This is a genomic window from Streptomyces sp. NPDC048481 (assembly GCF_043200075.1).
GTDB lineage: Bacteria > Actinomycetota > Actinomycetes > Streptomycetales > Streptomycetaceae > Streptomyces.
This window is the reverse complement of sequence record NZ_JBICXC010000002.1, coordinates 786325-813030: the sequence shown is the minus strand read 5'-3', so window position 1 is coordinate 813030 and position 26706 is coordinate 786325. Positions and strand designations below refer to the sequence as shown.

Here is a 26706-nt window from a genome sequence, read left to right as displayed (position 1 = left end):
GCAGTTACCCAGTACCTGGCGGCGCGGAGCAAATCAGGAGGTGCCGAGGCCCATGGCACTCGACCAGTCCTTCGTCGGGCGGACCTACCCGCCCACCGATCCCTATGAGGTCGGCCGGGAGAAGATCCGCGAGTTCGCCGAAGCCGTGGGGGACGCCCACCCGGCGTACACCGACCCGGACGCCGCCAAGGCCCTCGGGCACCCGGATGTGATCGCGCCGCCGACGTTCGTGTTCTCGATCACGTTCAAGGCGGCGGGGCAGGTCGTCCAGGACCCCCAGCTGGGCCTCGACTACAGCCGCGTGGTGCACGGGGACCAGAAGTTCGCCTACAAGCGCCCGGTGCGCGCCGGTGACCGGCTCACGGTCACCTCGACCATCGAGGCCGTCAAGTCCATGGCGGGCAACGACATCCTGGACATCCGCGGCGAGGTGCACGACGAGGCCGGCGAGCACGTCGTGACCGCCTGGACCAAGCTCGTCGCCCGCGCGGCCGAGCCCGCGGAATCCGCACAAACCCCGACGCGCACCGACGGGAAGGCGTGAGGAAACGATGACGGCGAAGATCGCTTACGACGACGTCGAGGTCGGCACCGAGCTGCCCGCCCGGTCCTTCCCTGTGAACCGCGCCACGCTCGTGCAGTACGCGGGGGCCTCCGGGGACTTCAACCCGATCCACTGGAACGAGAAGTTCGCCAAGGAGGTGGGCCTGCCGGACGTCATCGCGCACGGCATGTTCACCATGGCCGAGGCGATCCGCGTCGTCACCGACTGGACCGGCGACCCGGGCGCACTCGTGGACTACGGCGTCCGCTTCACCAAGCCCGTCGTCGTCCCGAACGACGACCAGGGCGCGGTCATCGAGGTGAGCGGCAAGGTCGCCGCCAAGCTCGACGACCACACCGTGCGGGTCGACCTGACGGTGACCAGCGGCGGCCTCAAGGTCCTCGGGATGTCCCGCGCCGTCGTACGACTGGCCTGAGACTGCCGGTAGCCGTGGCGAGACGTACGCGGTAGGCGGCAGGGCGCGTTGGATGCAGGCCGTCGGCAGTGCGGAGCGGGCGGCGGGTATGCGCGGCGACGGTAAGGGGCGTTCTCCAATGGAGGACGCCCCTTACGCGTCCCCGGTGGCCGGTCCGGCGGGCGGACGCCTGGCCGGACCGGTGTCGGTCCCGTCTCGTAGGCTGGGCGCGTGCAGGAACTCCGTGACGCCCCCCTCGCCCCGCTGACCACCTTCCGGCTGGGCGGTCCCGCCGCCAGGCTGGTGACCGCGACGACCGACGCCGAGGTGATCGCCGCCGTGCGCGAGGCCGACGCCGACGGCACCCCGCTGCTGATCGTCGGCGGCGGCTCCAACCTCGTCATCGGCGACAAGGGCTTCGCGGGCACTGTGCTGCGCATCGCCACGCGCGGGTACGAGCTCGTCGGGACGCGGCTCGAACTGGCCGCCGGGGAGGTGTGGACCGACGCCGTCGCCCGCACCGTGGAGGCCGGGCTCGCCGGCGTCGAGTGCCTGGCCGGCATCCCCGGTTCGGCGGGAGCCACCCCGATCCAGAACGTCGGGGCGTACGGCCAGGAAGTCTCCTCGACGATCACCGAGGTCGTCGCCTACGACCGCCGCGCGGGCGAGACGGTCGCGCTCACCGGTGAGGAGTGCGCCTTCTCCTACCGGCACAGCCGCTTCAAGTCCGACCCCGAGCGGTACGTCGTGCTGCGCGTCCGGTTCGAGCTGGAGGACGCGGGCGGACTGTCGGCGCCCCTGAAGTACGCCGAGACGGCACGGGCGCTGGGCGTCGAGCCCGGGGACCGCGTTCCGCTGGCCGACGCCCGCGAGACCGTGCTGAAGCTGCGCGCCGGGAAGGGCATGGTCCTGGACGCGGAGGACCACGACACCTGGTCGGCCGGTTCGTTCTTCACCAACCCGATCCTCACCGACGCCGACTTCGCCGCGTTCCACGCGCGCGTGCGGGAGCGGCTCGGCGAGGCCGTGGAACCGCCCGCCTACCCGGCCGGACCGGGACTGACCAAGACGTCCGCGGCCTGGCTGATCGACAAGGCGGGCTTCACCAAGGGGTACGGCGACGGGCCCGCCCGCATCTCCACCAAGCACACCCTCGCCCTCACCAACCGGGGCACGGCCACCGCGGACGACCTGCTGGAACTGGCCCGCGAGGTGGTCGCCGGGGTGCGTGAGGCGTTCGGCGTCACACTGGTCAACGAGCCGGTGATGGTGGGCGTCGAGCTGTAGGGCCCGGCCCCGCCCCGGCCCTGCGTCACCGCCGTCCTGCGTCACCGCCGGCCTGGATCCCCGGCCGTCCGCCGCCCGGTCGGCCCCCGGTCTAGTAGGCCACCCCCACCCCCTGCTTCACGGTTCCCGTGTCCGTCACCATCGTCAGCATCGCGTGGGCCACGTCGGCGCGGCCGATGAAGCGGCCCCTGGGCGGGAAGCCGCCCACGGACGTCCGGTAGGAGCAGGTGAGCGGCTTGTTCTGAAGCCGCGGCGGGCGCACGGCCGTCCAGTCCGTGGCGCTGCGCGCCAGCTCGGCCTCCATCTCCCGCAGGTCGGCGTACACGTCCTTCAGGGCCGCCGAGACGAGCGAGCGCATCGTGCGGTCCAGGGCGCCGTCGCCCTCGGCGGGCGGGCCGACCGGGGCGGCGCTCACCACGAGCAGCCGGCGCACGCCCTCCGCCTCCAGGGCCGTCAGCACGGTGCGGGTGAGTCGTGCGGCGACGCCGGCGTCCTTGCGACGGCGTGCGCCGAGGCCGGACAGGACCGCGTCGCGGCCGGCCACCGCGGCACGCAGCGGGCCCGCGGCGGTCAGGTCGGCGCGGACCACCTCCAGCCGCTCGCCGGTGACGCCCAGCCCCGCGGGATCCCGCACCACGGCGGTGACCTCGTGGCCCGCGTCCAGGGCCTGACGGACCACTTCCCGGCCGATGCCCCCGGTAGCGCCGAAAACGGTGAACCTCATGGCGTGCCCCCTGCTCCACATCCGGTGGGTGAGTGTTCACTCACCCCTGTCTCCCCTAGAGTGGGTAAGCATTCACTCACCCGTCAAGAGGGGGAACCGATGGAGCGACGACCGGCTCGTGTCCGCATCCTCGACGCCGCGCACGAGCTGATGCTCACCGTCGGGCTGGCCCGCGCCACCACCAAGGAGATCGCCAAGGCGGCCGGCTGCTCCGAGGCCGCGCTCTACAAGTACTTCGCGAGCAAGGAGGAGCTGTTCACCCGGGTCCTCGCGGAACGGCTGCCCCGGCTGACCCCGCTGCTCAGCAGCCTGATCGACGAGCCGGGACGCGGCACGCTGGAAGGCAACCTCACCGAGATCGCCCGTCAGGCCGCCCTGTTCTACGAGGAGAGCTTCCCGATCGCGGCGTCGCTGTACGCCGAGACGCAGCTCAAGCGACGGCACGACGAGGCCCTGCGGAAGCTGGGCGCGGGGCCGCACGTGCCGATCGAACAGCTCGCGGCCTACCTGCGCGCCGAGCAGACCGCGGGTCGGGTACGGAAGGACGCGGACACGTTCGCCGCCGCCTCGCTGCTGCTGGGCGCGTGCGCGCAGCGCGCGTTCGCCTACGACGCGACGGGGGAGCGCCCGGATGCGGAGGGCTTCGCCGCCCGCCTCGCCCGCACCCTCCTGGCCGCCGTCGCCGCCTGACGGCCCGGCACCCGGCCGATCGCGCAGGCGCAGGAACGCAGGACGGGACCAGGGCGCAGGTCGATCCGGCTGAGCCGGCCGCCGCTCAGGTCGCCGTCAGCCAGTCGTCGACGCCTGCCAGGAGCTTCTGCCGGACGTCCTCCGGGGCCGCCGAACCCCGTACCGACTGGCGGGCCAGTTCGGCCAGCTCCTCGTCCGTGAAGGCGTGGTGCTCACGGGCGATGTCGTACTGGGCCGCGAGCCGCGAGCCGAACAGCAGGGGGTCGTCGGCGCCGAGGGCCATCGGGACCCCGGCGTCGAACAGGGTGCGCAGCGGTACGTCCTCGGGCTTCTCGTACACGCCGAGGGCCACGTTCGACGCGGGGCAGACCTCGCAGGTCACGCCCCGTTCGGCCAGCCTCTTCAGCAGCCGGGGGTCCTCGGCCGCGCGCACGCCGTGTCCCAGGCGGTCGGCGTGCAGGTCGTCGAGACAGTCGCGGACGGACATCGGCCCGGTCAGCTCGCCGCCGTGCGGGGCGGACAGCAGCCCGCCTTCGCGCGCGATCGCGAAGGCCCGGTCGAAGTCCCGTGCCAGGCCCCGGCGTTCGTCGTTCGACAGTCCGAAGCCGATCACCCCGCGGTCGGCGTAGCGCACGGCCAGACGGGCCAGGGTGCGGGCGTCCAGCGGATGCTTCATGCGGTTCGCCGCGACCAGCACCCGCATCCCGAGCCCGGTCTCGCGCGAGGTCGTCTCCACCGCGTCGAGGATGATCTCCAGCGCCGGGATCAGCCCGCCCAGCCGGGGCGCGTACGACGTCGGGTCGACCTGGATCTCCAGCCAGCCCGAGCCGTCCCTGAGGTCCTCCTCCGCGGCCTCGCGCACCAGACGCTGTATGTCCTCGGGCTCGCGCAGGCAGGAACGGGCGGCGTCGTACAGGCGCTGGAAGCGGAACCAGCCGCGCTCGTCGGTGGCGCGCAGCTTCGGCGGCTCCCCGCTCGTCAGCGCCTCGGTCAGCGCCTCCGGCAGGCGCACGCCGTGCTTGTCGGCCAGTTCCAGCACGGTGGCGGGCCGCATCGAGCCGGTGAAGTGCAGGTGCAGGTGGGCCTTGGGCAGTTCAGAGACATCACGTACGCGCTCCATTCAGGAATCCTGCCGCACGTGGGTGTCGTCCGGGTAGCCGATTCCCCGAACGTGGTCTTGCTCGCACACAGCAGCGGGCCGCCTCCCGGAGAAGACGGCCCGTGACTGCTTGCGTGAGCAGGCTGGGAAGAGGTCAGTCCCTGGCCTCCGCCAGCAGCTTCTGGACGCGGCTCACGCCCTCGACGAGGTCCTCGTCGCCCAGCGCGTACGACAGGCGCAGGTACCCCGGGGTGCCGAACGCCTCGCCGGGCACCACCGCGACCTCGGCCTCCTCCAGGATGAGCGCGGCCAGCTCGACCGTGTCCTGCGGGCGCCTGCCGCGGATCTCCTTGCCGATCAGCGCCTTCACCGACGGGTAGGCGTAGAACGCGCCCTCGGGCTCCGGGCAGAGCACGCCGTCGATCTCGTTGAGCATGCGCACGATCGTCTTGCGGCGCCGGTCGAACGCCTCACGCATCTTCTCCACGGCCGACAGGTCGCCCGAGACGGCGGCCAGCGCGGCGATCTGCGCCACGTTGGAGACGTTCGAGGTGGCGTGCGACTGCAGGTTCGTCGCGGCCTTGACGACGTCCTTCGGGCCGATGATCCAGCCCACCCGCCAGCCGGTCATCGCGTACGTCTTGGCGACGCCGTTGACGACGATGCACTTGTCGCGCAGCTCCGGGACGACCACCGGGAGCGAGGTGAACGTGGCGTCGCCGTAGACGAGGTGCTCGTAGATCTCGTCCGTCATCACCCACAGGCCGTGCTCGACGGCCCAGCGGCCGATGGCCTCGGCGTCCTCGGCGCTGTAGACGGCGCCGGTCGGGTTCGACGGGGAGACGAACAGGACGACCTTCGTCCGCTCGGTGCGCGCCGCCTCCAGCTGCTCGACCGAGACCCGGTAGCCGGTCGTCTCGTCGGCCACGACCTCCACGGGGACGCCGCCGGCCAGCCGGATCGACTCCGGGTACGTCGTCCAGTAGGGCGCCGGGACGATGACCTCGTCGCCCGGGTCGAGGATCGCGGCGAAGGCCTCGTAGATGGCCTGCTTGCCGCCGTTGGTGACGAGGATCTGCGCGGGGTCGACCTCGTAGCCGGAGTCGCGCAGCGTCTTGGCGGCGATGGCGGCCTTCAGCTCGGGCAGACCGCCGGCCGGCGTGTACCGGTGGTACTTCGGGTTCTTGCAGGCCTCGACGGCCGCGTCGACGATGTAGTCCGGGGTCGGGAAGTCGGGTTCACCGGCGCCGAAGCCGATCACCGGCCGCCCGGCGGCCTTCAGGGCCTTGGCCTTGGCGTCCACGGCGAGGGTGGCGGACTCGGAGATCGCGCCGACTCGGGCGGAGACCCGGCGCTCGGTGGGAGGGGTTGCAGCGCTCATGGCCCCATGGTTTCAGACCGGAAACCCCCCGGGCACACGGGTTTCACGTACTGAGCATGTACGGGCACAGGCCTGAACATCCGTCCGGATCCGGTTCCCCTGCTGGGCGATCTTCCGCCGGGGAGGCCGCCGGGGGCCCTTTACGTTCGACGAGGCGCTCAAGACCACGTACACTCACACGTCGTTGGCCTTCGACAGCCGCGCCTGCCAGGTGCACACCGAGCACCCGGTCGGATGCGGTACGTTGGGGGACACACAAAGGGTCGTAGCTCAATTGGTAGAGCACTGGTCTCCAAAACCAGCGGTTGGGGGTTCAAGTCCCTCCGGCCCTGCTACACACTCCGTCACCAGGATGTGTGCGCAGCGCATGTACGTACAGCAATGCACTCGCCGTGCGGCTCACACCGGGCGCGGCACGGCCACGACCCGGGAACAGGTGAGGACGAATGGCGGACGCCGTGGGCTCCATCGACACGCCTGATGCCCAGGACGAGGCGCCTGAGGCGAAGAAGAAGGCGCGCAAGGGCGGCAAGCGGGCCAAGAAGGGCCCTCTGAAGCGCCTCGCGACCTTCTACCGCCAGATCATCGCGGAGCTGCGCAAGGTCGTATGGCCGACGCGCAACCAGCTGACGACGTACACGACCGTGGTGATCGTCTTCGTCGTCATCATGATCGGCCTGGTGACCGTGATTGACTATGGACTCAGCCACGCCGCCAAGTACGTCTTCGGCTGATCCAAGAGCGAAGGGCGCCGAGGTATCCGGCGCCCCTTTCGCATGTTCCACCCCTATGTATCCAGGAAGAAGCAGCCACCGTGTCTGACCAGAACCTGAACGAGGACGTCGAGTCCGTGGACGACGAGCTCGACATCGTCGAGGGCGCGGACGAGGGCCTGGACGAGTTCGAGGCTGCCGAAGCCGAAGCGGGCGAGCCCGCCGAGGAAGCCGCACTCCACGTCGAGGACGAGGACGCCGAGAGCGCCGACGCCACCGAGACCGCCGAGGACGAGGACGCCGACGAGGCCCCTCTCGACGAGGCGGCCGAGGAGGAGGAGCCGGCCGAGCCCGTCGACCCCGTCGTCGCCCTGCGCGAGGAGCTGCGCACCCTCCCCGGCGAGTGGTACGTCATCCACACCTACGCCGGCTACGAGAACCGCGTGAAGACCAACCTGGAGCAGCGCGCCGTTTCCTTGAACGTCGAGGACTACATCTTCCAGGCCGAGGTGCCGCAGGAAGAGGTCGTCCAGATCAAGAACGGCGACCGCAAGACGATCCGTCAGAACAAGCTCCCCGGCTACGTGCTGGTGCGCATGGACCTGACGAACGAGTCCTGGGGCGTCGTCCGCAACACCCCCGGCGTGACCGGCTTCGTGGGCAACGCCTACGACCCGTACCCGCTGACCCTGGACGAGATCGTCAAGATGCTCGCCCCGGAGGCCGAGGAGAAGGCCGCCCGTGAGGCCGCCGAGGCCGAGGGCAAGCCGGCTCCCTCCCGCAAGGTCGAGGTCCAGGTGCTGGACTTCGAGGTGGGCGACTCGGTCACCGTCACCGACGGTCCGTTCGCCACGCTTCAGGCGACGATCAACGAGATCAACGCGGACTCGAAGAAGGTCAAGGGTCTCGTCGAGATCTTCGGCCGCGAGACCCCGGTCGAGCTGAGCTTCGACCAGATCCAGAAGAACTAGCTCCTTCTGGAACCCACGCCTCCGAACAGGTCAGGCGGGCTGTCACAGCTCGCCTGACCTGCTCGGTTTTTGGCCGCGCATGGATACCCGTTATCGTTGTGCGGTATGCCTCCATCCGGATCATCCGGACCGGACGGCTGAAAAACTCTCACTAGGACCCGGAGAGAGCAATGCCTCCCAAGAAGAAGAAGGTCACGGGGCTCATCAAGCTCCAGATCAACGCCGGTGCGGCCAACCCCGCGCCGCCGGTCGGCCCCGCGCTCGGCCAGCACGGCGTCAACATCATGGAGTTCTGCAAGGCCTACAACGCCGCGACCGAGTCGCAGCGTGGCTGGGTGATCCCGGTGGAGATCACGGTCTACGAGGACCGCTCCTTCACCTTCATCACCAAGACGCCGCCGGCCGCGAAGATGATCCTCAAGGCCGCGGGTGTCGAGAAGGGCTCGGGCGAGCCGCACAAGACCAAGGTCGCCAAGATCACCGAGGCGCAGGTCCGTGAGATCGCCACGACCAAGCTCCCCGACCTGAACGCCAACGACCTGGACGCCGCGTCGAAGATCATCGCCGGCACCGCCCGTTCCATGGGCATCACCGTCGAGGGCTGACCTCACCCACCCGTACCAAGCAGAAGTGTGGAAGGGCCTGCTCGGCCCGGACCACGACTCCTCAGAATCACCAGGAGCAGTAGTGAGCAAGCGCAGCAAGTCTCTCCGCGCTGCGGACGCCAAGATCGACCGGGACAAGCTCTACGCCCCGCTCGAGGCCGTCCGTCTCGCCAAGGAGACCTCCACGAGCAAGTTCGACGGCACCGTCGAGGTCGCCTTCCGCCTGGGTGTCGACCCGCGCAAGGCCGACCAGATGGTCCGTGGCACCGTGAACCTGCCGCACGGCACCGGCAAGACCGCCCGGGTCCTGGTCTTCGCGACCGGTGACCGTGCTGCGGCCGCAGAGGCCGCGGGCGCCGACATCGTCGGCTCCGACGAACTGATCGACGAGGTCGCGAAGGGCCGTCTGGACTTCGACGCCGTCGTCGCCACCCCGGACCTCATGGGCAAGGTCGGCCGCCTCGGCCGCGTGCTCGGTCCGCGTGGTCTGATGCCGAACCCGAAGACCGGCACCGTCACCCCCGACGTGGCCAAGGCCGTCACCGAGATCAAGGGCGGCAAGATCGAGTTCCGCGTCGACAAGCACTCGAACCTGCACTTCATCATCGGCAAGTCGTCCTTCGACGACGAGAAGCTGGTGGAGAACTACGGCGCGGCGCTGGAGGAGATCCTCCGTCTGAAGCCGTCCGCCGCCAAGGGTCGCTACATCAAGAAGGCCGCGATCAGCACCACGATCGGCCCCGGCATCCAGGTCGACCCGAACCGCACCCGCAACCTCCTCGTCGAGGAGGACCCGGCCGCGGTCTGAGCCTGACAGCTCACCCCAGTCGGTGACGAGCCCCGCAACCTTCCGAGGTGCGGGGCTCGTCCCTTTTCCCGTACGGCGCCTTCTGCCGTACGGCGCTTTCCCGGACGGCTGTCAGTGCCGTGGGTTAGCGTGCAGTGACGGAATCGGGGGGTGGGCGAATGAAGCGGACGACCGTGCGCCGGGCGGGGCTGTCGATCGTTGCCGTGACGCTGCTCGCGGGAGTGACGGCCTGCGGCTCGGGGGGATCGGGCGGCTCAGAGGGTTCCGGAGCGGCCACGGGGAGCAGGGGAGCGACGGCGGGGGGCTCCGCGGGCTCCGGCGAGGGCGGGGAGGGCAGCCCGCGGCTGAGCCCCGTCGCGGCCCTGCGCACCGCCGAGAAGTCCACCGACGGCGCCGACTCGGCGAAGGTCGAGTCCAGCACGACCATCGGCTCGCTGATGTCGATGACGGCCGACGGAGCCCTCGGCTGGGGCCACGGTCTGACCGGCGCCCTCACCATCACGTACACCGGCGGCACCGTCGCCGACACGATGCGCCAGCTCGGCAGCACGTCGACGCAGGCCCGCTACCTCCCCGACGCCTACTACGCGCGGATGAGCGACGCCTTCGCCCGGCAGACCGGCGGCAGACACTGGATCCGGTACGCCTACGACGACCTGGAGCGCCTCGGCGGCAGCTCCGGCGCGTATCTGAAGGACCAGATGACCCACACCACCCCCAACCAGTCGGTCAAGCTGCTGCTGGCCTCGGGGGACGTGCGCCAGGTCGGCACGGACACGGTGCGGGGCCGGCACACCAGGCACTACGCGGGGACGGTCGAGGTGGCCGACCTCGCCCGGCAGAACTCCGGCCTCACCCGCGCCCAGGTCGACGACCTGAAGAAGACCCTGGAACAGGCCGGCGTCACCACCGAGACCGTCGATATCTGGATCGACGACCACGACCTGCTGGTCAAGAAGGTGGAGCGGGGCCAGACCGCGCAGGGCGGCTACACCCAGACCGCCTACTACAGCGACTACGGCACCGAGGTCTCGGCGAAGGAACCCCCGGCGGACGACACCGCGGACTTCACCGAGCTGGTCCGCAAGCAGGGAGCGGGAACCGGCTCGTAATTCACCGGCCCCCCACCGTCCCCCTGGGATATCTTCACGGTCTTGCGCGATGCGACCGTGCGTTCCCCGCACGGGAGTTCGCCTGTACTGGGGGGAAGTTGCATGAGGTTTTCCGTGGGTGCCCTCGGGCTGTCCGCGTTGCTCGTGACCGGATGCGCTGCGGTCGGCGGTTCCGACGGCGGCGGGGGCGACACGGCGGCCTCGGCGGCCGTCGCCCGGGTGGCCCGCAAGGCGGAGGAACCGGTCTCCCTGCGCTACCGGATGGCCGGCCGGACGCCGGAGGAGGGCCGGATCAAGGGCGAGGCGGCGATCGGCGTCAAGCCGCCGGTCGTGAGGCTGAAGTCCACCGTGCTCAGCGGGCCCGACCGCGGCACCGGAGAGTTCCGGCTGGTCGGCGGGGTGCTCTACGTGGGCAGCGACGAAGCCGGCCAGGGAGGCAGGCACTGGATCAGGTTCGGCGCGCCGGGCCGCTCCGGCGCCTCGGGCGGCGCCGCGGCCGGCATGGGCACGATGGGGGCCCTGGCGCGCGACAACCCCTCCCACGAGAGCGGGTTCCTCGCCGCGGCCGACGACCTGAAGAAGGCCGGCGTCGAGACGGTCGGGGGTGTCAACACCACCCACTACACGGGCACCGCCACCCTCGACGCCATCCGCGCCTCCTACAAGGACGACGCGACGCGCGTACGGCAGCGCACCGAGAAGAGCCTCGCCCAGTACGAGAAGCTGGGCGTCGACGAACTCACCATGGACCTGTGGGCCGACGCCCAGGACCGGACCCGGCAGCTGCGCATGCAGGGCTTCGGACGGCACGGACAGCTCGACCTGACCCTCACGTTCAGCGACTTCGGCAAGCCCGTGACCGTGCAGGCCCCGCCCGCCTCGGACACCGTCGACCTGGCCGGGGAGCTGAGGAAGGCCGGCCGCTGAGGTGGTCCGTACGGGCGGATTTGCTTGACGGCGACCGGTTCACGTACTCTCCACGAGAAGCCAAAGACCGCTGGTCGTTGCCGTGCTCTCGCAAGAGGGGGCGGTGGCCGAAGGATCCGCTGCAATGCGGACGACCCGCGCAGGTGTCAGTGGATGTGCTCCCGAGAGAAATCCTCCCACGGAATTCTTGCGGTCGAGCTACGCCCCGTGCGCCTGCGCCGGGGCGTTTCGTCTGTCACAGCCCCTTCTGAGCGGTCCTCATCACCCGGAAGGAGGCCGACGCTCATGGCAAGGCCCGACAAGGCTGCCGCGGTGGCCGAGCTGACGGAGTCGTTCCGCAGCTCGAACGCCGCCGTGCTGACCGAGTACCGGGGTCTCACCGTGGCGCAGCTCAAGACGCTGCGTCGTTCGCTCGGTGAGAACGCCCAGTACGCCGTGGTGAAGAACACGCTGACCAAGATTGCGGCCAACGAGGCCGGGATCAACACGCTCGACGACCTGTTCAACGGTCCGACGGCGGTCGCCTTCATCACCGGTGACCCGGTGGAGTCGGCGAAGGGTCTTCGTGACTTCGCCAAGGACAACCCGAACCTCGTCATCAAGGGCGGTGTCCTTGACGGCAAGGCGCTGTCCGCCGACGAGATCAAGAAGCTTGCGGACCTCGAGTCCCGCGAGGTTCTGCTCAGCAAGCTGGCGGGTGCCTTCAAGGGCAAGCAGTCTCAGGCTGCTCAGCTCTTCCAGGCGCTTCCCTCGAAGCTCGTCCGCACCGTGGACGCTCTTCGCGCCAAGCAGGCCGAGCAGGGCGGTGCCGAGTAATTCGGCTCCCGAAATGACCGCCGCCTGAGGCAGCCCGCCTGAAGCAGCGGTCGTTAGCGGGCCGAACGTACGCCCGCCAGACATGTACATACCGGCACCAGCCGAATTAGTGGAAGGAAAGCCGTCATGGCTCTCACCCAGGACGAACTGCTCGCCGAGTTCGAGGGCATGACCCTCATCCAGCTCTCCGAGTTCGTGAAGGCGTTCGAGGAGAAGTTCGACGTCACCGCCGCCGCCGCGGTCGCCGTCGCCGGTCCGGCCGGTCCGGCCGCCGCCGCCGAGGCCGTCGAGGAGCAGGACGAGTTCGACGTCATCCTCACGGGTGCCGGCGAGAAGAAGATCCAGGTCATCAAGGTCGTGCGTGAGCTGACCTCCCTGGGCCTGAAGGAGGCCAAGGACCTCGTGGACGGCGCTCCCAAGCCCGTTCTCGAGAAGGTCGCCAAGGACGCCGCCGAGAAGGCCGCCGAGTCCCTCAAGGGCGCCGGCGCCTCCGTCGAGGTCAAGTAACACCCCGCGGTCGGCGACGACCGCGAGCGGAGGCTGAAACTGCCCCCACGGGGGCTGTAACGCCCACGCACCGAAGAGCGATCATCCATCTGGGTGGTCGCTCTTCGTCGTTCCCTGGGGTGCGTCCACGGTTGCCTTGCACCCCTCTGAGCGGGGGGTATGGTGATCTTCGTCGTGTTTCCGAGCACCCCGGTTCACGCAGGGGGGCCTTGACGAACCGCACGCAGCGCGCAATTCTCAGGACGCGTCGTCACAACGATCCGAATCCGAGGCATGGATCGGCGACGAAGAGGGCAGTATCACCGTGCGTTGAGGGCTACCGGACCGAGGGCGTTGAGAACCACGAGGGTCGCGAACAACCCGCACTGGACATCAGTGTGCCAACTGGCTACACTGACCCTTTGCGCTGCCTGTTAGCTGTCCCCTGCCCGTCACCAGGGGCATGCCCTCCCTTGAACCCGGACGATCAGACGTCTCCCACCTGGCCATCAGCCGGATCGGGAACTGTCCGTCTCCGTGCGCGAGAGAGGGGCCGGTACGCGCGTAGTGAGTCCGAGCCCTCGGAAGGACCCCCTCTTGGCCGCCTCGCGCAACGCCTCGACCGCGAATACGAACAACGCCGCCAGCACCGCCCCGCTGCGCATCTCCTTTGCAAAGATCAAGGAGCCCCTCGAGGTTCCCAACCTGCTCGCGCTGCAGACCGAGAGCTTTGACTGGCTGCTCGGAAACACCGCCTGGCAGAGTCGGGTCGAGGCGGCTCTCGAGTCCGGTCAGGACGTCCCCACGAAGTCCGGTCTGGAGGAGATCTTCGAGGAGATCTCCCCGATCGAGGACTTCTCCGGGTCGATGTCGCTGACCTTCCGCGACCACCGTTTCGAGCCGCCGAAGAACAGCATCGACGAGTGCAAGGACCGTGACTTCACGTACGCGGCCCCGCTCTTCGTGACGGCCGAGTTCACGAACAACGAGACCGGCGAGATCAAGTCCCAGACGGTCTTCATGGGCGACTTCCCGCTCATGACGAACAAGGGCACCTTCGTCATCAACGGCACCGAGCGTGTCGTGGTGTCGCAGCTGGTCCGTTCGCCGGGTGTCTACTTCGACTCCTCCATCGACAAGACGTCCGACAAGGACATCTTCTCCGCCAAGATCATCCCCTCCCGGGGCGCCTGGCTGGAGATGGAGATCGACAAGCGCGACATGGTCGGTGTCCGCATCGACCGCAAGCGCAAGCAGTCCGTCACCGTGCTCCTGAAGGCTCTCGGCTGGACCACCGAGCAGATCCTCGAGGAGTTCGGCGAGTACGAGTCCATGCGCGCCACCCTGGAGAAGGACCACACCCAGGGCCAGGACGACGCGCTGCTCGACATCTACCGCAAGCTGCGTCCGGGCGAGCCCCCCACGCGTGAGGCCGCGCAGACGCTGCTCGAGAACCTCTACTTCAACCCCAAGCGCTACGACCTGGCCAAGGTCGGCCGCTACAAGGTCAACAAGAAGCTGGGTGCGGACGCGCCGCTCGACGCGGGCGTCCTGACCGTCGAGGACGTCATCTCGACGATCAAGTACCTGGTCAAGCTGCACGCCGGCGAGACCGAGACGGGTGCGGACAACGGCACCACGATCGTCGTCGAGACCGACGACATCGACCACTTCGGCAACCGTCGTCTGCGCAGCGTGGGCGAGCTCATCCAGAACCAGGTCCGCACGGGTCTGGCGCGTATGGAGCGAGTCGTCCGCGAGCGGATGACGACCCAGGACGTCGAGGCGATCACGCCGCAGACCCTGATCAACATCCGGCCGGTCGTCGCCTCCATCAAGGAGTTCTTCGGCACCAGCCAGCTGTCGCAGTTCATGGACCAGAACAACCCGCTGTCGGGTCTCACCCACAAGCGGCGCCTGTCGGCGCTCGGCCCGGGTGGTCTCTCCCGTGAGCGGGCCGGCTTCGAGGTCCGTGACGTGCACCCGTCGCACTACGGCCGCATGTGCCCGATCGAGACGCCCGAAGGCCCGAACATCGGTCTGATCGGCTCGCTCGCCTCGTACGGCCGCGTCAACGCGTTCGGTTTCGTGGAGACGCCCTACCGCCGGGTCACCGACGGTGTCGTCACCGACGAGGTCGACTACCTGACGGCCGACGAGGAGGACCGCTTCGTCATCGCGCAGGCCAACGCCACGCTCGACGACGACCTGCGCTTCACCGAGAACCGCGTCCTGGTCCGCCGCCGTGGCGGCGAGGTCGACTACGTCCCCGGTGACGACGTGGACTACATGGACGTCTCGCCGCGCCAGATGGTGTCGGTCGCGACCGCCATGATCCCGTTCCTCGAGCACGACGACGCCAACCGCGCCCTCATGGGCGCGAACATGATGCGCCAGGCCGTGCCGCTCATCAAGAGCGAGGCCCCGCTCGTCGGCACCGGCATGGAGTACCGCTCCGCCGTCGACGCCGGCGACGTCGTCAAGGCCGAGAAGGACGGTGTGGTCCAGGAGGTCTCCGCGGACTACATCACCACGACCAACGACGACGGCACGTACATCACGTACCGCCTGGCCAAGTTCTCGCGCTCCAACCAGGGCACCTCGGTCAACCAGAAGGTCATCGTCAACGAGGGCGACCGGATCATCACCGGTCAGGTCCTCGCCGACGGCCCGGCCACCGAGAACGGCGAGATGGCGCTCGGCAAGAACCTGCTCGTGGCGTTCATGCCGTGGGAGGGTCACAACTACGAGGACGCGATCATCCTGTCGCAGCGCCTCGTGCAGGACGACGTCCTCTCCTCGATCCACATCGAGGAGCACGAGGTCGACGCCCGTGACACCAAGCTCGGCCCCGAGGAGATCACCCGGGACATCCCGAACGTCTCCGAGGAGGTCCTCGCCGACCTCGACGAGCGCGGCATCATCCGCATCGGCGCCGAGGTCGTCGCCGGCGACATCCTGGTCGGCAAGGTCACGCCCAAGGGCGAGACCGAGCTGACCCCGGAGGAGCGCCTGCTGCGCGCGATCTTCGGCGAGAAGGCCCGTGAGGTCCGTGACACCTCGCTGAAGGTGCCGCACGGCGAGATCGGCAAGGTCATCGGCGTCCGCGTCTTCGACCGTGAAGAAGGCGACGAGCTGCCGCCGGGCGTGAACCAGCTGGTCCGCGTCTACGTGGCGCAGAAGCGCAAGATCACGGACGGTGACAAGCTCGCCGGCCGTCACGGCAACAAGGGCGTCATCTCCAAGATCCTGCCCATCGAGGACATGCCCTTCCTCGAGGACGGGACCCCGGTCGACATCATCCTCAACCCGCTGGGTGTGCCGTCCCGAATGAACCCGGGACAGGTGCTGGAGATCCACCTCGGCTGGCTCGCCAGCCGCGGCTGGGACGTCTCCGGACTCGCCGAGGACTGGGCCCAGCGGCTTCAGGTCATCGGCGCCGACCAGGTCGCCCCGGGCACCAACGTCGCCACCCCGGTGTTCGACGGCGCCCGCGAGGACGAGCTGGCGGGTCTGCTGCAGCACACCATCCCGAACCGCGACGGCGAGCGCATGGTGCAGCCGACCGGCAAGGCGAGGCTGTTCGACGGCCGCTCCGGCGAGCCGTTCCCGGACCCGATCTCCATCGGGTACATGTACATCCTCAAGCTCCACCACCTGGTCGACGACAAGCTGCACGCCCGTTCGACCGGCCCGTACTCGATGATCACCCAGCAGCCGCTGGGCGGTAAGGCGCAGTTCGGCGGTCAGCGCTTCGGTGAGATGGAGGTGTGGGCGCTGGAGGCATACGGCGCCGCGTACGCCCTCCAGGAGCTCCTGACCATCAAGTCCGACGACGTCACCGGCCGCGTGAAGGTCTACGAGGCCATCGTCAAGGGCGAGAACATCCCCGAGCCCGGCATCCCCGAGTCCTTCAAGGTGCTCATCAAGGAGATGCAGTCTCTCTGCCTGAACGTGGAGGTGCTGTCCAGCGACGGTATGTCCATCGAGATGCGTGACACCGACGAGGACGTCTTCCGCGCGGCGGAGGAGCTCGGCATCGACCTGTCCCGGCGCGAGCCGAGCAGCGTCGAAGAGGTCTGACGGGAGTCCGGTCCGGAGGTTCGGCGATGAAGATCCCTGAACCTCCGGCCGGCCCCGGGACCCCCGTTTCAGACCCCAAGACTTACAACCCTGAGAGGGATTGACGCATAGTGCTCGACGTCAACTTCTTCGACGAGCTCCGGATCGGTCTGGCTACCGCTGACGACATCCGTCAGTGGAGCCACGGCGAGGTCAAGAAGCCCGAGACGATCAACTACCGCACGCTCAAGCCGGAAAAGGACGGACTCTTCTGCGAGAAGATCTTCGGTCCGACCCGGGACTGGGAGTGCTACTGCGGCAAGTACAAGCGTGTCCGCTTCAAGGGCATCATCTGTGAGCGCTGCGGCGTCGAGGTGACCCGCGCCAAGGTGCGCCGTGAGCGGATGGGCCACATCGAACTGGCCGCTCCCGTCACCCACATCTGGTACTTCAAGGGCGTCCCGAGCCGTCTGGGCTACCTGCTCGACCTGGCTCCCAAGGACCTCGAGAAGGTCATCTACTTCGCGGCGTACATGATCACGTTCGTCGACGACGAGCGCCGCACGCGTGACCTGCCCTCGCTGGAGGCGCACGTCTCCGTCGAGCGTCAGCAGATCGAGAACCGCCGTGACTCCGACCTGGAGGCCCGCGCCAAGAAGCTCGAGACCGACCTGGCCGAGCTGGAGGCCGAGGGCGCCAAGGCCGACGTGCGCCGCAAGGTGCGCGAAGGCGCCGAGCGCGAGATGAAGCAGCTGCGCGACCGTGCGCAGCGCGAGATCGACCGTCTCGACGAGGTGTGGACCCGGTTCAAGAACCTCAAGGTCCAGGACCTGGAGGGCGACGAGCTCCTCTACCGCGAGCTGCGTGACCGCTTCGGCACGTACTTCGACGGTTCGATGGGCGCCGCGGCGCTGCAGAAGCGCCTGGAGTCCTTCGACCTCGACGAGGAGGCCGAGAAGCTCCGCGAGATCATCCGCACCGGCAAGGGCCAGAAGAAGACCCGCGCGCTCAAGCGCCTCAAGGTCGTCTCCGCGTTCCTGCAGACCAGCAACAGCCCCAAGGGCATGGTGCTCGACTGCGTGCCGGTCATCCCGCCGGACCTCCGCCCGATGGTGCAGCTGGACGGTGGCCGCTTCGCGACCTCCGACCTGAACGACCTGTACCGCCGTGTGATCAACCGCAACAACCGCCTGAAGCGGCTTCTCGACCTCGGCGCGCCCGAGATCATCGTGAACAACGAGAAGCGCATGCTCCAGGAGGCCGTCGACGCGCTCTTCGACAACGGCCGTCGCGGCCGCCCGGTCACGGGCCCCGGCAACCGTCCGCTGAAGTCGCTGTCCGACATGCTCAAGGGCAAGCAGGGCCGCTTCCGTCAGAACCTGCTCGGCAAGCGTGTGGACTACTCCGCGCGTTCCGTGATCGTCGTCGGTCCGCAGCTGAAGCTGCACCAGTGCGGTCTGCCGAAGGCGATGGCGCTGGAGCTGTTCAAGCCGTTCGTGATGAAGCGCCTGGTCGACCTGAACCACGCGCAGAACATCAAGAGCGCCAAGCGCATGGTGGAGCGCGGCCGCACCGTCGTGTACGACGTCCTCGAAGAGGTCATCGCCGAGCACCCGGTGCTGCTGAACCGTGCTCCCACGCTGCACCGCCTCGGCATCCAGGCCTTCGAGCCGCAGCTGGTCGAGGGCAAGGCCATCCAGATCCACCCGCTCGTCTGCACCGCGTTCAACGCGGACTTCGACGGTGACCAGATGGCCGTCCACCTGCCGCTCTCCGCGGAGGCGCAGGCCGAGGCCCGCATCCTGATGCTGTCCTCGAACAACATCCTCAAGCCCGCCGACGGCCGTCCGGTGACGATGCCGACCCAGGACATGGTCCTCGGTCTGTTCTTCCTCACCACCGACGGCGAGCTGCGTGACACCAAGGGCGAGGGCCGGTCCTTCGGCTCCACGGCCGAGGCGATCATGGCGTTCGACGCCGGTGAGCTGGCGCTTCAGTCGCCGATCGACATCCGCTTCCCGGTGGGCACCATCCCGCCGCGTGGCTGGATGCCGCCGGCGCGCGAGGAGGGCGAGCCCGAGTGGCAGCAGGGTGACACCTTCCGGCTGCGCACGACCCTGGGCCGCGCGCTCTTCAACGAGCTGCTGCCCGAGGACTACCCGTTCGTCGACTACTCGGTGGGCAAGAAGCAGCTCTCCGAGATCGTCAACGACCTGGCCGAGCGCTACCCCAAGGTCATCGTGGCGGCGACGCTCGACAACCTGAAGGCGGCCGGCTTCTACTGGGCGACCCGTTCCGGCGTCACCGTGGCCATCTCCGACGTCGTCGTTCCCGAGGCGAAGAAGGAGATCGTCAAGGGCTACGAGGCGCAGGACGAGAAGGTCCAGAAGCAGTACGAGCGCGGTCTGATCACCAAGGAAGAGCGCACGCAGGAGCTCATCGCGATCTGGACCAAGGCGACCAACGAGGTCGCCGAGGCGATGAACGCGAACTTCCCCAAGACCAACCCCATCTTCATGATGGTCGACTCGGGCGCCCGAGGAAACATGATGCAGATGCGGCAGATCGCGGGTATGCGCGGTCTGGTGTCGAACGCGAAGAACGAGACCATCCCGCGTCCGATCAAGGCGTCCTTCCGTGAGGGCCTGTCCGTGCTGGAGTACTTCATCTCCACGCACGGCGCCCGTAAGGGTCTGGCGGACACCGCCCTGCGTACCGCCGACTCGGGTTACCTGACCCGTCGTCTGGTGGACGTCTCGCAGGACGTCATCATCCGCGAGGAGGACTGCGGCACCGAGCGCGGTCTGAAGCTGAAGATCGCCGTCCGCGGCGAGGACGGCGCCCTGCGCAAGACGGACGACGTCGAGACCAGCGTCTACGCCCGCATGCTCGCCGAGGACGTCGTCATCGACGGCAAGGTGATCGCGCCGGCCAACGTGGACCTGGGCGACGTGCTCATCGACCAGCTCGTGCGCCACGGCGTCGAGGAGGTCAAGACCCGCTCGATCCTGACCTGTGAGTCGCAGGTCGGCACGTGCGCCATGTGCTACGGCCGCTCGCTGGCCACCGGCAAGCTGGTCGACATCGGTGAGGCGGTCGGCATCATCGCCGCCCAGTCCATCGGTGAGCCCGGCACCCAGCTGACGATGCGTACCTTCCACACCGGTGGTGTGGCCGGTGACGACATCACGCAGGGTCTGCCGCGTGTCGTCGAGCTCTTCGAGGCCCGTACCCCGAAGGGTGTCGCCCCGATCTCCGAGGCCTCCGGCCGCGTGCGGATCGAGGAGACCGAGAAGACGAAGAAGATCGTCATCACGCCGGACGACGGCAGCGACGAGACGGCGTTCCCGATCTCGAAGCGCGCCCGTCTGCTGGTCAGCGAGGGCGAGCACGTCGAGGTGGGCCAGAAGCTCACCGTGGGCGCCACCAACCCGCACGACGTGCTGCGCATCCTGGGTCAGCGTGCCGTCCAGGTCCACCTGGTCGGCGAGGTCCAGAAGGTCTACAACTCGCAGGGCGTGTCGATCCACGACAAGCACATCGAGATCATCATCCGGCAGATGCTGCGCCGTGTGACGATCATCGAGTCCGGCGACGCCGAGCTGCTGCCCGGCGAGCTCGTCGAGCGCTCGAAGTTCGAGGTCGAGAACCGTCGTGTGGTCCAGGAGGGCGGTCACCCGGCCTCCGGTCGTCCGCAGCTGATGGGTATCACCAAGGCCTCGCTGGCGACGGAATCCTGGCTGTCGGCCGCCTCCTTCCAGGAGACGACCCGAGTCCTGACGGACGCGGCGATCAACGCCAAGTCCGACAGCCTCATCGGCCTGAAGGAGAACGTCATCATCGGTAAGCTCATCCCGGCCGGTACGGGCCTGTCCCGCTACCGCAACATCCGGGTCGAGCCGACCGAGGAGGCCAAGGCCGCGATGTACTCGGCCGTCGGCTACGACGACATCGACTACTCGCCGTTCGGCACGGGCTCCGGCCAGGCCGTTCCGCTGGAGGACTACGACTACGGTCCGTACAACCAGTAAGGCGCAGGTCTGAACCACTGAAGGGCGGTCACCCCGTTGAGCACGGGGTGACCGCCCTTCGGCGTGCCCGGGACGCCCCCTGCCCGGCTCGCTGCGGGACCACGGCCCCGTACCCGCCGCAGAACCCGCGCGCGTGCCCCGGCGGCTACGGGATGCCCAGTTCGAAGATGACGAAGTGGGCGTACCAGCCCGAGGCGACGGCCGCCGTGGCGAAGAACACCGTCAGGCTCGGCCACTTCAGGCGGCTCATCGCCGCGGCCGGGGCCAGGAGGAGGGGGAACACGGGGAGCAGGTAGCGGCCGGTGTTGCCGAACATCTGCTGGGTCCCCAGGACGGCGACGACGCTCGCCAGGGTGTACGCGACCAGCACCAACGGCGGCTTCCTGCGCAGCATCAGGGCGATCAGGAAGGGCAGCGCCAGGACGAGCTGGACGGCCAGCAGGTCGGGCACGGAGAACGCGAACAGGTAGTCGTTGTGCCCGATCGCCGTGTTGCCCAGCACGTCCAGGGTGTAGGCGCCGAAGTCGAAGTAGTGCGCCCAGCCCTCGCGCTGGAGGGTGAAGTAGGCGGTGAGGTCGCCCGCCTTGAGGCCGACCCAGGCGACGTAGGTGAGCAGGCCCAGCGGTGCGGCGATCATGGCGTACACGGGTCCGGCGACCCCGTGCTCGCGTCTGCTCTGCGGCCGGGCGAGCGTGACGATCGCGGCCAGCCCGACCGCGCCGATGAGGGCCGCGGACGTCGGCCGGTTGAGGCCGGCGAGGAAGGCCAGCAGCCCCGCGGCCACCCAGTGCCGCTTCATCACGCAGTAGCAGCACCAGGCGGCGATGGCGACGAACACCGACTCCGAGTAGACCGCCCACTCCACGCCGGCGCCGGGTGCCAGCGCCCACAGACCGGCCGCGATCGTGCCCGCCCGTGCGCCGGCCAGCGTCGAGACCACCGCGTACACGCCCGCGGCCGCGACGAACGAGGCCAGGACCGAGACCGTGATCGCCGATCCGTACAGGCCGAGGCCGGTGATCTCCGACACGCCCCGGATCAGGCCCGGGTAGAGGGGGAAGAACGCCACGGAGTTCTGCTTGACGGTGAACAGCCCGCCGGGAGCCAGCTTCACCAGCGGACCGGGCTCGTACCCCTTCTCGGCGACCTGGAGGTACCACCAGCCGTCCCAGGTGGCGAGGACGTCCCACCAGTGCGCGCCGCCCCCGAAGCGCGGGTTCTTCTTCTGGTACTCGTCCGCCGCCGCCAGCAGCCGCACGAAGACGATCAGTCCGACGAGCTTCGTCACACCGTAGAGGAGCAGCGGGGCGAGGTACGGTCGTACCCCGTCGGGCAGAGCGAGGCGGCGCTGTCGCCGCGACGTCCGTGCCGGCCCGTCCGGCACGGCGGGATCCGTCGCCGTGTCGCTGGAAGCCGTGCTCATGGGCGGGATCCCCCCTCGGCCGATCGCCGGACGGCCAGGGGCGGTGCCGTGTCCGGATGATCGTGACGTTTGGTCATAAGAGTGCGGTCATAAGATCGCAACAGAGTCGCACATGTGCGCCACAGGTGGGGGGAGGACGGGTGTCCGAAGCGCCGACGACCACGGCCGCGGCGACCGTCTTGTCGGTCGTCATACCCATGTACAACGAGGAAGAGGTCCTTCCCGCGCTGGTCAGCCGCCTGCGCCCGGTTCTGGCCGGCCTCGGCGTCCCGTACGAGGTCGTCGCCGTGGACGACGGCTCCACGGACCGCACGGCCGCGCTCCTGGACGCCTTCCGGCTCGGCTGGCCGGAACTGCGCGTGATCGGGCTGCGCCGCAACTCCGGACACCAGGCAGCTCTCACCGCGGGCCTCGACCGTGCCGCGGGCGCCTATGTGGTCAGTATCGACGCCGACCTCCAGGACCCGCCCGAGAAGATCCCCGACATGCTCGCGCTGGCCCGCGCCGAGAACCTCGACATCGTCTACGGCATCCGGGCCGACCGGGCCAGCGACACCGGCTTCAAGCGGTGGACGGCGGGCCTGTACTACCGCCTGGTGCGCCGTCTCGCGGGACCGTCGGTGCCGGCCCAGGCGGGAGACTTCCGGCTGCTCAGCAGGGCCGCGGTGGACGCCCTGAAGGCGTTGCCGGACCAGCAGCGCGTCTACCGTCTCCTCGTGCCCTGGCTGGGCTTCCCCAGCGGCGAGGTCGCCTACGAGCGCGCCCCGCGGCCGGCGGGCCAGAGCAAGTACCCCCTGGGCCGGATGATCCGGCTGGCCGTGGACAGCGTCACCGGCTTCTCGGCAGCGCCCCTGCGCATCGCCACCTGGCTGGGCGGCTTCGCCTTCCTGGTCTGCCTCGGCCTGATGGTCTACACGCTGAGCGCCCACGCCTTCCAGCACACCGTGCCCGGCTGGACGTCGCTGTTCATCGGCGTGCTGTTCATCGGGGCCGTCCAGCTGGTCTGCGTCGGGCTGCTCGGCGAGTACGTGGGCCGTATCTACACGGCCGTGCAGAACCGGCCGACGTACTTCGTGGGCCGTGACACGGCGGCCGCGGGGGAGCCGGGCGGGCCGTCCGCGGAGACCGTGCCGACGGGTGACGCGGACCGGGCGGCTCCGCCCGCGCAGCGGCTGGGGCAGCCTTCCTGAACCCCGGCGTGTCGGCGGCCGGGCTTTCTGTTTTGACCGAAGTCAGTGCGCTAGGTACGCTCAGACCTTGTGCCTGGGGTGTGCCCTGGCCCTCGTGCGTGTCTTCAGCCGCATGCGGGTCTCAAGCAGTGGCCACCGCGATCCGCGCCTTCTTCTGCCTAGCGGCGGAAGTCCGCGGGTCCGACACACCCGACCGCGTGGGTCGGCGAAGTTCCAGGTTAGCTTCACCATTCGGCACACAGAAACCGGAGAAGTAGTGCCTACGATCCAGCAGCTGGTCCGTAAGGGCCGGCAGGACAAGGTCGAGAAGAACAAGACGCCCGCACTCGAGGGTTCGCCTCAGCGTCGCGGCGTCTGCACGCGCGTGTTCACGACCACCCCGAAGAAGCCGAACTCGGCCCTGCGTAAGGTCGCGCGTGTGCGTCTGACCAGCGGGATCGAGGTCACCGCTTACATTCCGGGTGAGGGACACAACCTGCAGGAGCACTCCATCGTGCTCGTGCGTGGTGGCCGTGTGAAGGACCTGCCGGGTGTTCGCTACAAGATCATCCGCGGCTCCCTCGACACCCAGGGTGTCAAGAACCGCAAGCAGGCCCGCAGCCGCTACGGCGCCAAGAAGGAGAAGTAAACAATGCCTCGTAAGGGCCCTGCCCCGAAGCGCCCGGTCATCATCGACCCGGTCTACGGTTCTCCTCTTGTCACGTCGCTCATCAACAAGGTGCTGCTGAACGGCAAGCGCTCCACCGCCGAGCGCATCGTCTACGGCGCCATGGAGGGCCTCAAGGAGAAGACCGGCAACGACCCGGTCATCACCCTGAAGCGCGCTCTCGAGAACATCAAGCCGACCATCGAGGTCAAGTCCCGCCGTGTCGGTGGCGCGACCTACCAGGTCCCGGTCGAGGTCAAGCCCGGCCGCGCGAGCACCCTGGCGCTGCGCTGGCTCGTCGGCTACTCCCGCGCCCGTCGCGAGAAGACCATGACCGAGCGCCTGCTCAACGAGCTTCTCGACGCGTCCAACGGCCTCGGCGCCGCTGTGAAGAAGCGCGAGGACACCCACAAGATGGCCGAGTCCAACAAGGCCTTCGCGCACTACCGCTGGTAGTCGCTACCCACATCGAGACCGAGAGAAGACTGAAGCCTTATGGCTACCACTTCACTTGACCTGGCCAAGGTCCGCAACATCGGGATCATGGCCCACATCGACGCGGGCAAGACGACCACCACCGAGCGGATCCTGTTCTACACCGGTGTGTCTTACAAGATCGGTGAGGTCCACGACGGCGCTGCCACGATGGACTGGATGGAGCAGGAGCAGGAGCGTGGCATCACGATCACGTCTGCTGCCACCACCTGTCACTGGCCGCTGGCCGACGTCGACCACACCATCAACATCATCGACACCCCGGGCCACGTCGACTTCACCGTCGAGGTGGAGCGTTCCCTTCGTGTGCTCGACGGTGCCGTGACGGTGTTCGACGGCGTCGCCGGCGTCGAGCCCCAGTCCGAGACGGTCTGGCGTCAGGCGGACCGTTACGGCGTCCCGCGCATCTGCTTCGTCAACAAGCTCGACCGGACCGGTGCCGAGTTCCACCGCTGCGTCGACATGATCTCTGACCGCCTCGGCGCTCAGCCGATCGTCATGCAGCTCCCGATCGGTGCCGAGGCCGACTTCAAGGGCGTCGTCGACCTGGTCACGATGAAGGCGTTCGTGTGGTCCGCCGAGGCCACCAAGGGCGAGATGTACGACATCGTCGACATCCCGGCCACGCACACCGAGGCTGCCGAGGAGTACCGCGGCAAGCTCATCGAGGCCGTCGCCGAGAACGACGAAGAGATCATGGAGCTGTACCTGGAGGGCGAGGAGCCTTCCGAGGAGCAGCTGTACGCCGCGATCCGTCGTGTCACCATCGCGTCCGGCAAGTCCAAGGACACCACCGTCACCCCGGTGTTCTGCGGCACCGCGTTCAAGAACAAGGGCGTCCAGCCCCTGCTCGACGCGGTCGTGCGCTACCTCCCCTCCCCGCTCGACGTCGAGGCCATCGAGGGCCACGCCGTGAACGACCCGGAGGAGGTCGTCAAGCGCAAGCCGTCCGACGACGAGCCGCTGTCGGCGCTGGCGTTCAAGATCATGAGCGACCCGCACCTCGGCAAGCTCACCTTCGTCCGGGTCTACTCGGGCCGCCTGGAGTCCGGCACCGCGGTGCTGAACTCCGTCAAGGGCAAGAAGGAGCGCATCGGCAAGATCTACCGCATGCACGCGAACAAGCGTGAGGAGATCGCGGCGGTCGGCGCCGGCGACATCGTCGCCGTCATGGGTCTGAAGCAGACCACGACCGGCGAGACGCTGTGCGACGACAAGGCGCCCGTGATCCTGGAGTCCATGGACTTCCCGGCTCCGGTCATCCAGGTCGCCATCGAGCCCAAGTCGAAGGGCGACCAGGAGAAGCTGGGCATCGCGATCCAGCGCCTGGCCGAGGAGGACCCGTCGTTCCAGGTCCACTCGGACGAGGAGACCGGCCAGACCATCATCGGCGGCATGGGCGAACTGCACCTCGAGGTGCTGGTCGACCGCATGCGCCGTGAGTTCAAGGTCGAGGCCAACGTCGGCAAGCCGCAGGTCGCCTACCGCGAGACCATCCGCAAGGCGGTCGACCGGGTCGACTACACGCACAAGAAGCAGACCGGCGGTACCGGCCAGTTCGCCAAGGTGCAGATCGCGATCGAGCCGATCGAGGGCGGCGACGCCTCGTACGAGTTCGTGAACAAGGTGACCGGTGGTCGCATCCCGAAGGAGTACATCCCTTCGGTCGACGCCGGTGCGCAGGAGGCCATGCAGTTCGGCATCCTCGCCGGTTACGAGATGACCGGCGTGCGCGTCACCCTGCTCGACGGTGGCTACCACGAGGTGGACTCCTCCGAGCTCGCGTTCAAGATCGCCGGCTCGCAGGCCTTCAAGGAGGCCGCGCGCAAGGCCAGCCCCGTGCTGCTCGAGCCGATGATGGCCGTCGAGGTCACCACGCCCGAGGACTACATGGGCGAGGTCATCGGCGACATCAACTCCCGCCGTGGCCAGATCCAGGCCATGGAGGAGCGGGCCGGTGCCCGCGTCGTCAAGGGCCTGGTGCCCCTGTCGGAGATGTTCGGCTACGTCGGCGACCTCCGCAGCAAGACGTCGGGTCGCGCGAGCTACTCGATGCAGTTCGACTCCTACGCCGAGGTTCCCAGGAACGTCGCCGAGGAGATCATCGCGAAGGCCAAGGGCGAGTAACGCACCGCGTTCACACGCTTTAGGCTTGACTCCGGAGCCTCTGGGGCAACCACCCGCATTCGTCAAGGATCGTGGGTGTTTGCCCCGGGCCCGGGATTTGACAGCAAAGATCACCTGGCGCCGATGAAGCAAGGCGTTCCAGAACCACTCCCAG

22 protein-coding genes and 1 tRNA gene are annotated in these 26706 nt (G+C 68.6%); 19 read left to right on the top strand and 4 right to left on the bottom strand.

The features are described from left to right. Positions 1-52 precede the first annotated feature (52 nt). From ACGFSH_RS09820 to ACGFSH_RS09810, 3 genes are all read left to right on the top strand, one after another. Positions 53-544, top strand: a complete 492-nt coding sequence (locus tag ACGFSH_RS09820; protein WP_393346643.1) for a MaoC family dehydratase N-terminal domain-containing protein — start codon at positions 53-55, stop codon at positions 542-544. A 7-nt stretch (positions 545-551) separates the two neighbouring features. Beyond that, a complete protein-coding gene (locus ACGFSH_RS09815; protein ID WP_329412664.1) occupies positions 552-980 on the top strand; it encodes a MaoC family dehydratase in 429 nt (142 codons plus the stop codon). 210 nt (positions 981-1190) lie between these two features. Beyond that, positions 1191-2246, top strand: a complete 1056-nt coding sequence (locus ACGFSH_RS09810; RefSeq protein ID WP_393346641.1) for a UDP-N-acetylmuramate dehydrogenase — start codon at positions 1191-1193, stop codon at positions 2244-2246. A 91-nt stretch (positions 2247-2337) separates the two neighbouring features. Here ACGFSH_RS09810 and ACGFSH_RS09805 read toward each other — a convergent pair whose 3' ends face one another. Next, on the bottom strand, positions 2338-2970 hold the full coding sequence (locus ACGFSH_RS09805; protein ID WP_393346639.1) for an NAD(P)-dependent oxidoreductase: 633 nt from the start codon (positions 2968-2970) through the stop codon (positions 2338-2340). A gap of 99 nt (positions 2971-3069) precedes the next feature. On the opposite strand from ACGFSH_RS09805, the gene ACGFSH_RS09800 reads away from it, so the two are divergent. Further along, positions 3070-3660: a TetR/AcrR family transcriptional regulator gene (locus ACGFSH_RS09800; RefSeq protein WP_393346637.1), complete on the top strand. Its 591-nt coding sequence runs from the start codon at positions 3070-3072 to the stop codon at positions 3658-3660. An 85-nt stretch (positions 3661-3745) separates the two neighbouring features. Here the strand turns inward: ACGFSH_RS09800 and ACGFSH_RS09795 are convergent, their stop codons facing one another. Together ACGFSH_RS09795 and ACGFSH_RS09790 are read right to left on the bottom strand one after the other, a co-directional pair. Then, positions 3746-4780 carry an adenosine deaminase gene (locus ACGFSH_RS09795; protein WP_393346635.1) on the bottom strand — a complete coding sequence of 345 codons (1035 nt, stop codon included), beginning with the start codon at positions 4778-4780 and terminating at the stop codon, positions 3746-3748. Positions 4781-4913: 133 nt separating this feature from the next. Continuing rightward, entirely contained in the window at positions 4914-6140 is a 1227-nt protein-coding gene (locus tag ACGFSH_RS09790; protein ID WP_393346633.1) for a pyridoxal phosphate-dependent aminotransferase, read from the bottom strand. Between the two features lie 259 nt (positions 6141-6399). On the opposite strand from ACGFSH_RS09790, the gene ACGFSH_RS09785 reads away from it, so the two are divergent. From ACGFSH_RS09785 to ACGFSH_RS09735, 11 genes are all read left to right on the top strand, one after another. Beyond that, positions 6400-6472 (top strand) — tRNA-Trp (locus tag ACGFSH_RS09785). A 114-nt stretch (positions 6473-6586) separates the two neighbouring features. Beyond that, complete coding sequence (secE, locus tag ACGFSH_RS09780) at positions 6587-6874, top strand: preprotein translocase subunit SecE (protein WP_256918771.1); 288 nt, start codon at positions 6587-6589, stop codon at positions 6872-6874. Between the two features lie 80 nt (positions 6875-6954). Then, positions 6955-7824 carry a transcription termination/antitermination protein NusG gene (nusG, locus tag ACGFSH_RS09775; protein ID WP_393346631.1) on the top strand — a complete coding sequence of 290 codons (870 nt, stop codon included), beginning with the start codon at positions 6955-6957 and terminating at the stop codon, positions 7822-7824. 170 nt (positions 7825-7994) lie between these two features. Beyond that, positions 7995-8429, top strand: a complete 435-nt coding sequence (gene rplK / locus ACGFSH_RS09770; RefSeq protein ID WP_020132675.1) for a 50S ribosomal protein L11 — start codon at positions 7995-7997, stop codon at positions 8427-8429. Between the two features lie 82 nt (positions 8430-8511). Continuing rightward, complete coding sequence (gene rplA / locus ACGFSH_RS09765; protein WP_329412680.1) at positions 8512-9237, top strand: 50S ribosomal protein L1; 726 nt, start codon at positions 8512-8514, stop codon at positions 9235-9237. Between the two features lie 158 nt (positions 9238-9395). Then, on the top strand, positions 9396-10349 hold the full coding sequence (locus ACGFSH_RS09760; RefSeq protein WP_393346629.1) for a hypothetical protein: 954 nt from the start codon (positions 9396-9398) through the stop codon (positions 10347-10349). A 114-nt stretch (positions 10350-10463) separates the two neighbouring features. Beyond that, entirely contained in the window at positions 10464-11276 is an 813-nt protein-coding gene (locus ACGFSH_RS09755) for a hypothetical protein (protein WP_393346627.1), read from the top strand. Between the two features lie 285 nt (positions 11277-11561). Continuing rightward, on the top strand, positions 11562-12092 hold the full coding sequence (gene rplJ / locus ACGFSH_RS09750) for a 50S ribosomal protein L10 (protein ID WP_079660430.1): 531 nt from the start codon (positions 11562-11564) through the stop codon (positions 12090-12092). A gap of 126 nt (positions 12093-12218) precedes the next feature. Further along, positions 12219-12599, top strand: a complete 381-nt coding sequence (gene rplL / locus ACGFSH_RS09745; protein ID WP_393346625.1) for a 50S ribosomal protein L7/L12 — start codon at positions 12219-12221, stop codon at positions 12597-12599. Between the two features lie 576 nt (positions 12600-13175). Beyond that, positions 13176-16661 carry a DNA-directed RNA polymerase subunit beta gene (gene rpoB, locus ACGFSH_RS09740; RefSeq protein ID WP_393346623.1) on the top strand — a complete coding sequence of 1162 codons (3486 nt, stop codon included), beginning with the start codon at positions 13176-13178 and terminating at the stop codon, positions 16659-16661. Positions 16662-16771: 110 nt separating this feature from the next. Next, a complete protein-coding gene (locus ACGFSH_RS09735; protein ID WP_393346621.1) occupies positions 16772-20671 on the top strand; it encodes a DNA-directed RNA polymerase subunit beta' in 3900 nt (1299 codons plus the stop codon). Positions 20672-20816: 145 nt separating this feature from the next. Here the strand turns inward: ACGFSH_RS09735 and ACGFSH_RS09730 are convergent, their stop codons facing one another. Continuing rightward, positions 20817-22094, bottom strand: a complete 1278-nt coding sequence (locus ACGFSH_RS09730) for a hypothetical protein (RefSeq protein ID WP_393346619.1) — start codon at positions 22092-22094, stop codon at positions 20817-20819. A 140-nt stretch (positions 22095-22234) separates the two neighbouring features. Between ACGFSH_RS09730 and ACGFSH_RS09725 the strand changes: the two genes are divergently transcribed. The 4 genes from ACGFSH_RS09725 to fusA all read left to right on the top strand — a co-directional run bounded on the left by ACGFSH_RS09725 (position 22235) and on the right by fusA (position 26552). Continuing rightward, positions 22235-23284, top strand: coding sequence for a glycosyltransferase family 2 protein (locus ACGFSH_RS09725; RefSeq protein WP_393346617.1), 1050 nt, complete (start codon positions 22235-22237; stop codon positions 23282-23284). A 256-nt stretch (positions 23285-23540) separates the two neighbouring features. After that, on the top strand, positions 23541-23912 hold the full coding sequence (gene rpsL, locus ACGFSH_RS09720) for a 30S ribosomal protein S12 (protein WP_003948652.1): 372 nt from the start codon (positions 23541-23543) through the stop codon (positions 23910-23912). 3 nt (positions 23913-23915) lie between these two features. Further along, the gene (gene rpsG, locus ACGFSH_RS09715; protein WP_189712345.1) at positions 23916-24386 is read left to right on the top strand and encodes a 30S ribosomal protein S7; all 471 of its coding nucleotides are present in this window, start codon (positions 23916-23918) and stop codon (positions 24384-24386) included. Between the two features lie 39 nt (positions 24387-24425). Then, positions 24426-26552, top strand: a complete 2127-nt coding sequence (fusA, locus tag ACGFSH_RS09710; RefSeq protein ID WP_079660424.1) for an elongation factor G — start codon at positions 24426-24428, stop codon at positions 26550-26552. Positions 26553-26706 lie beyond the last annotated feature (154 nt).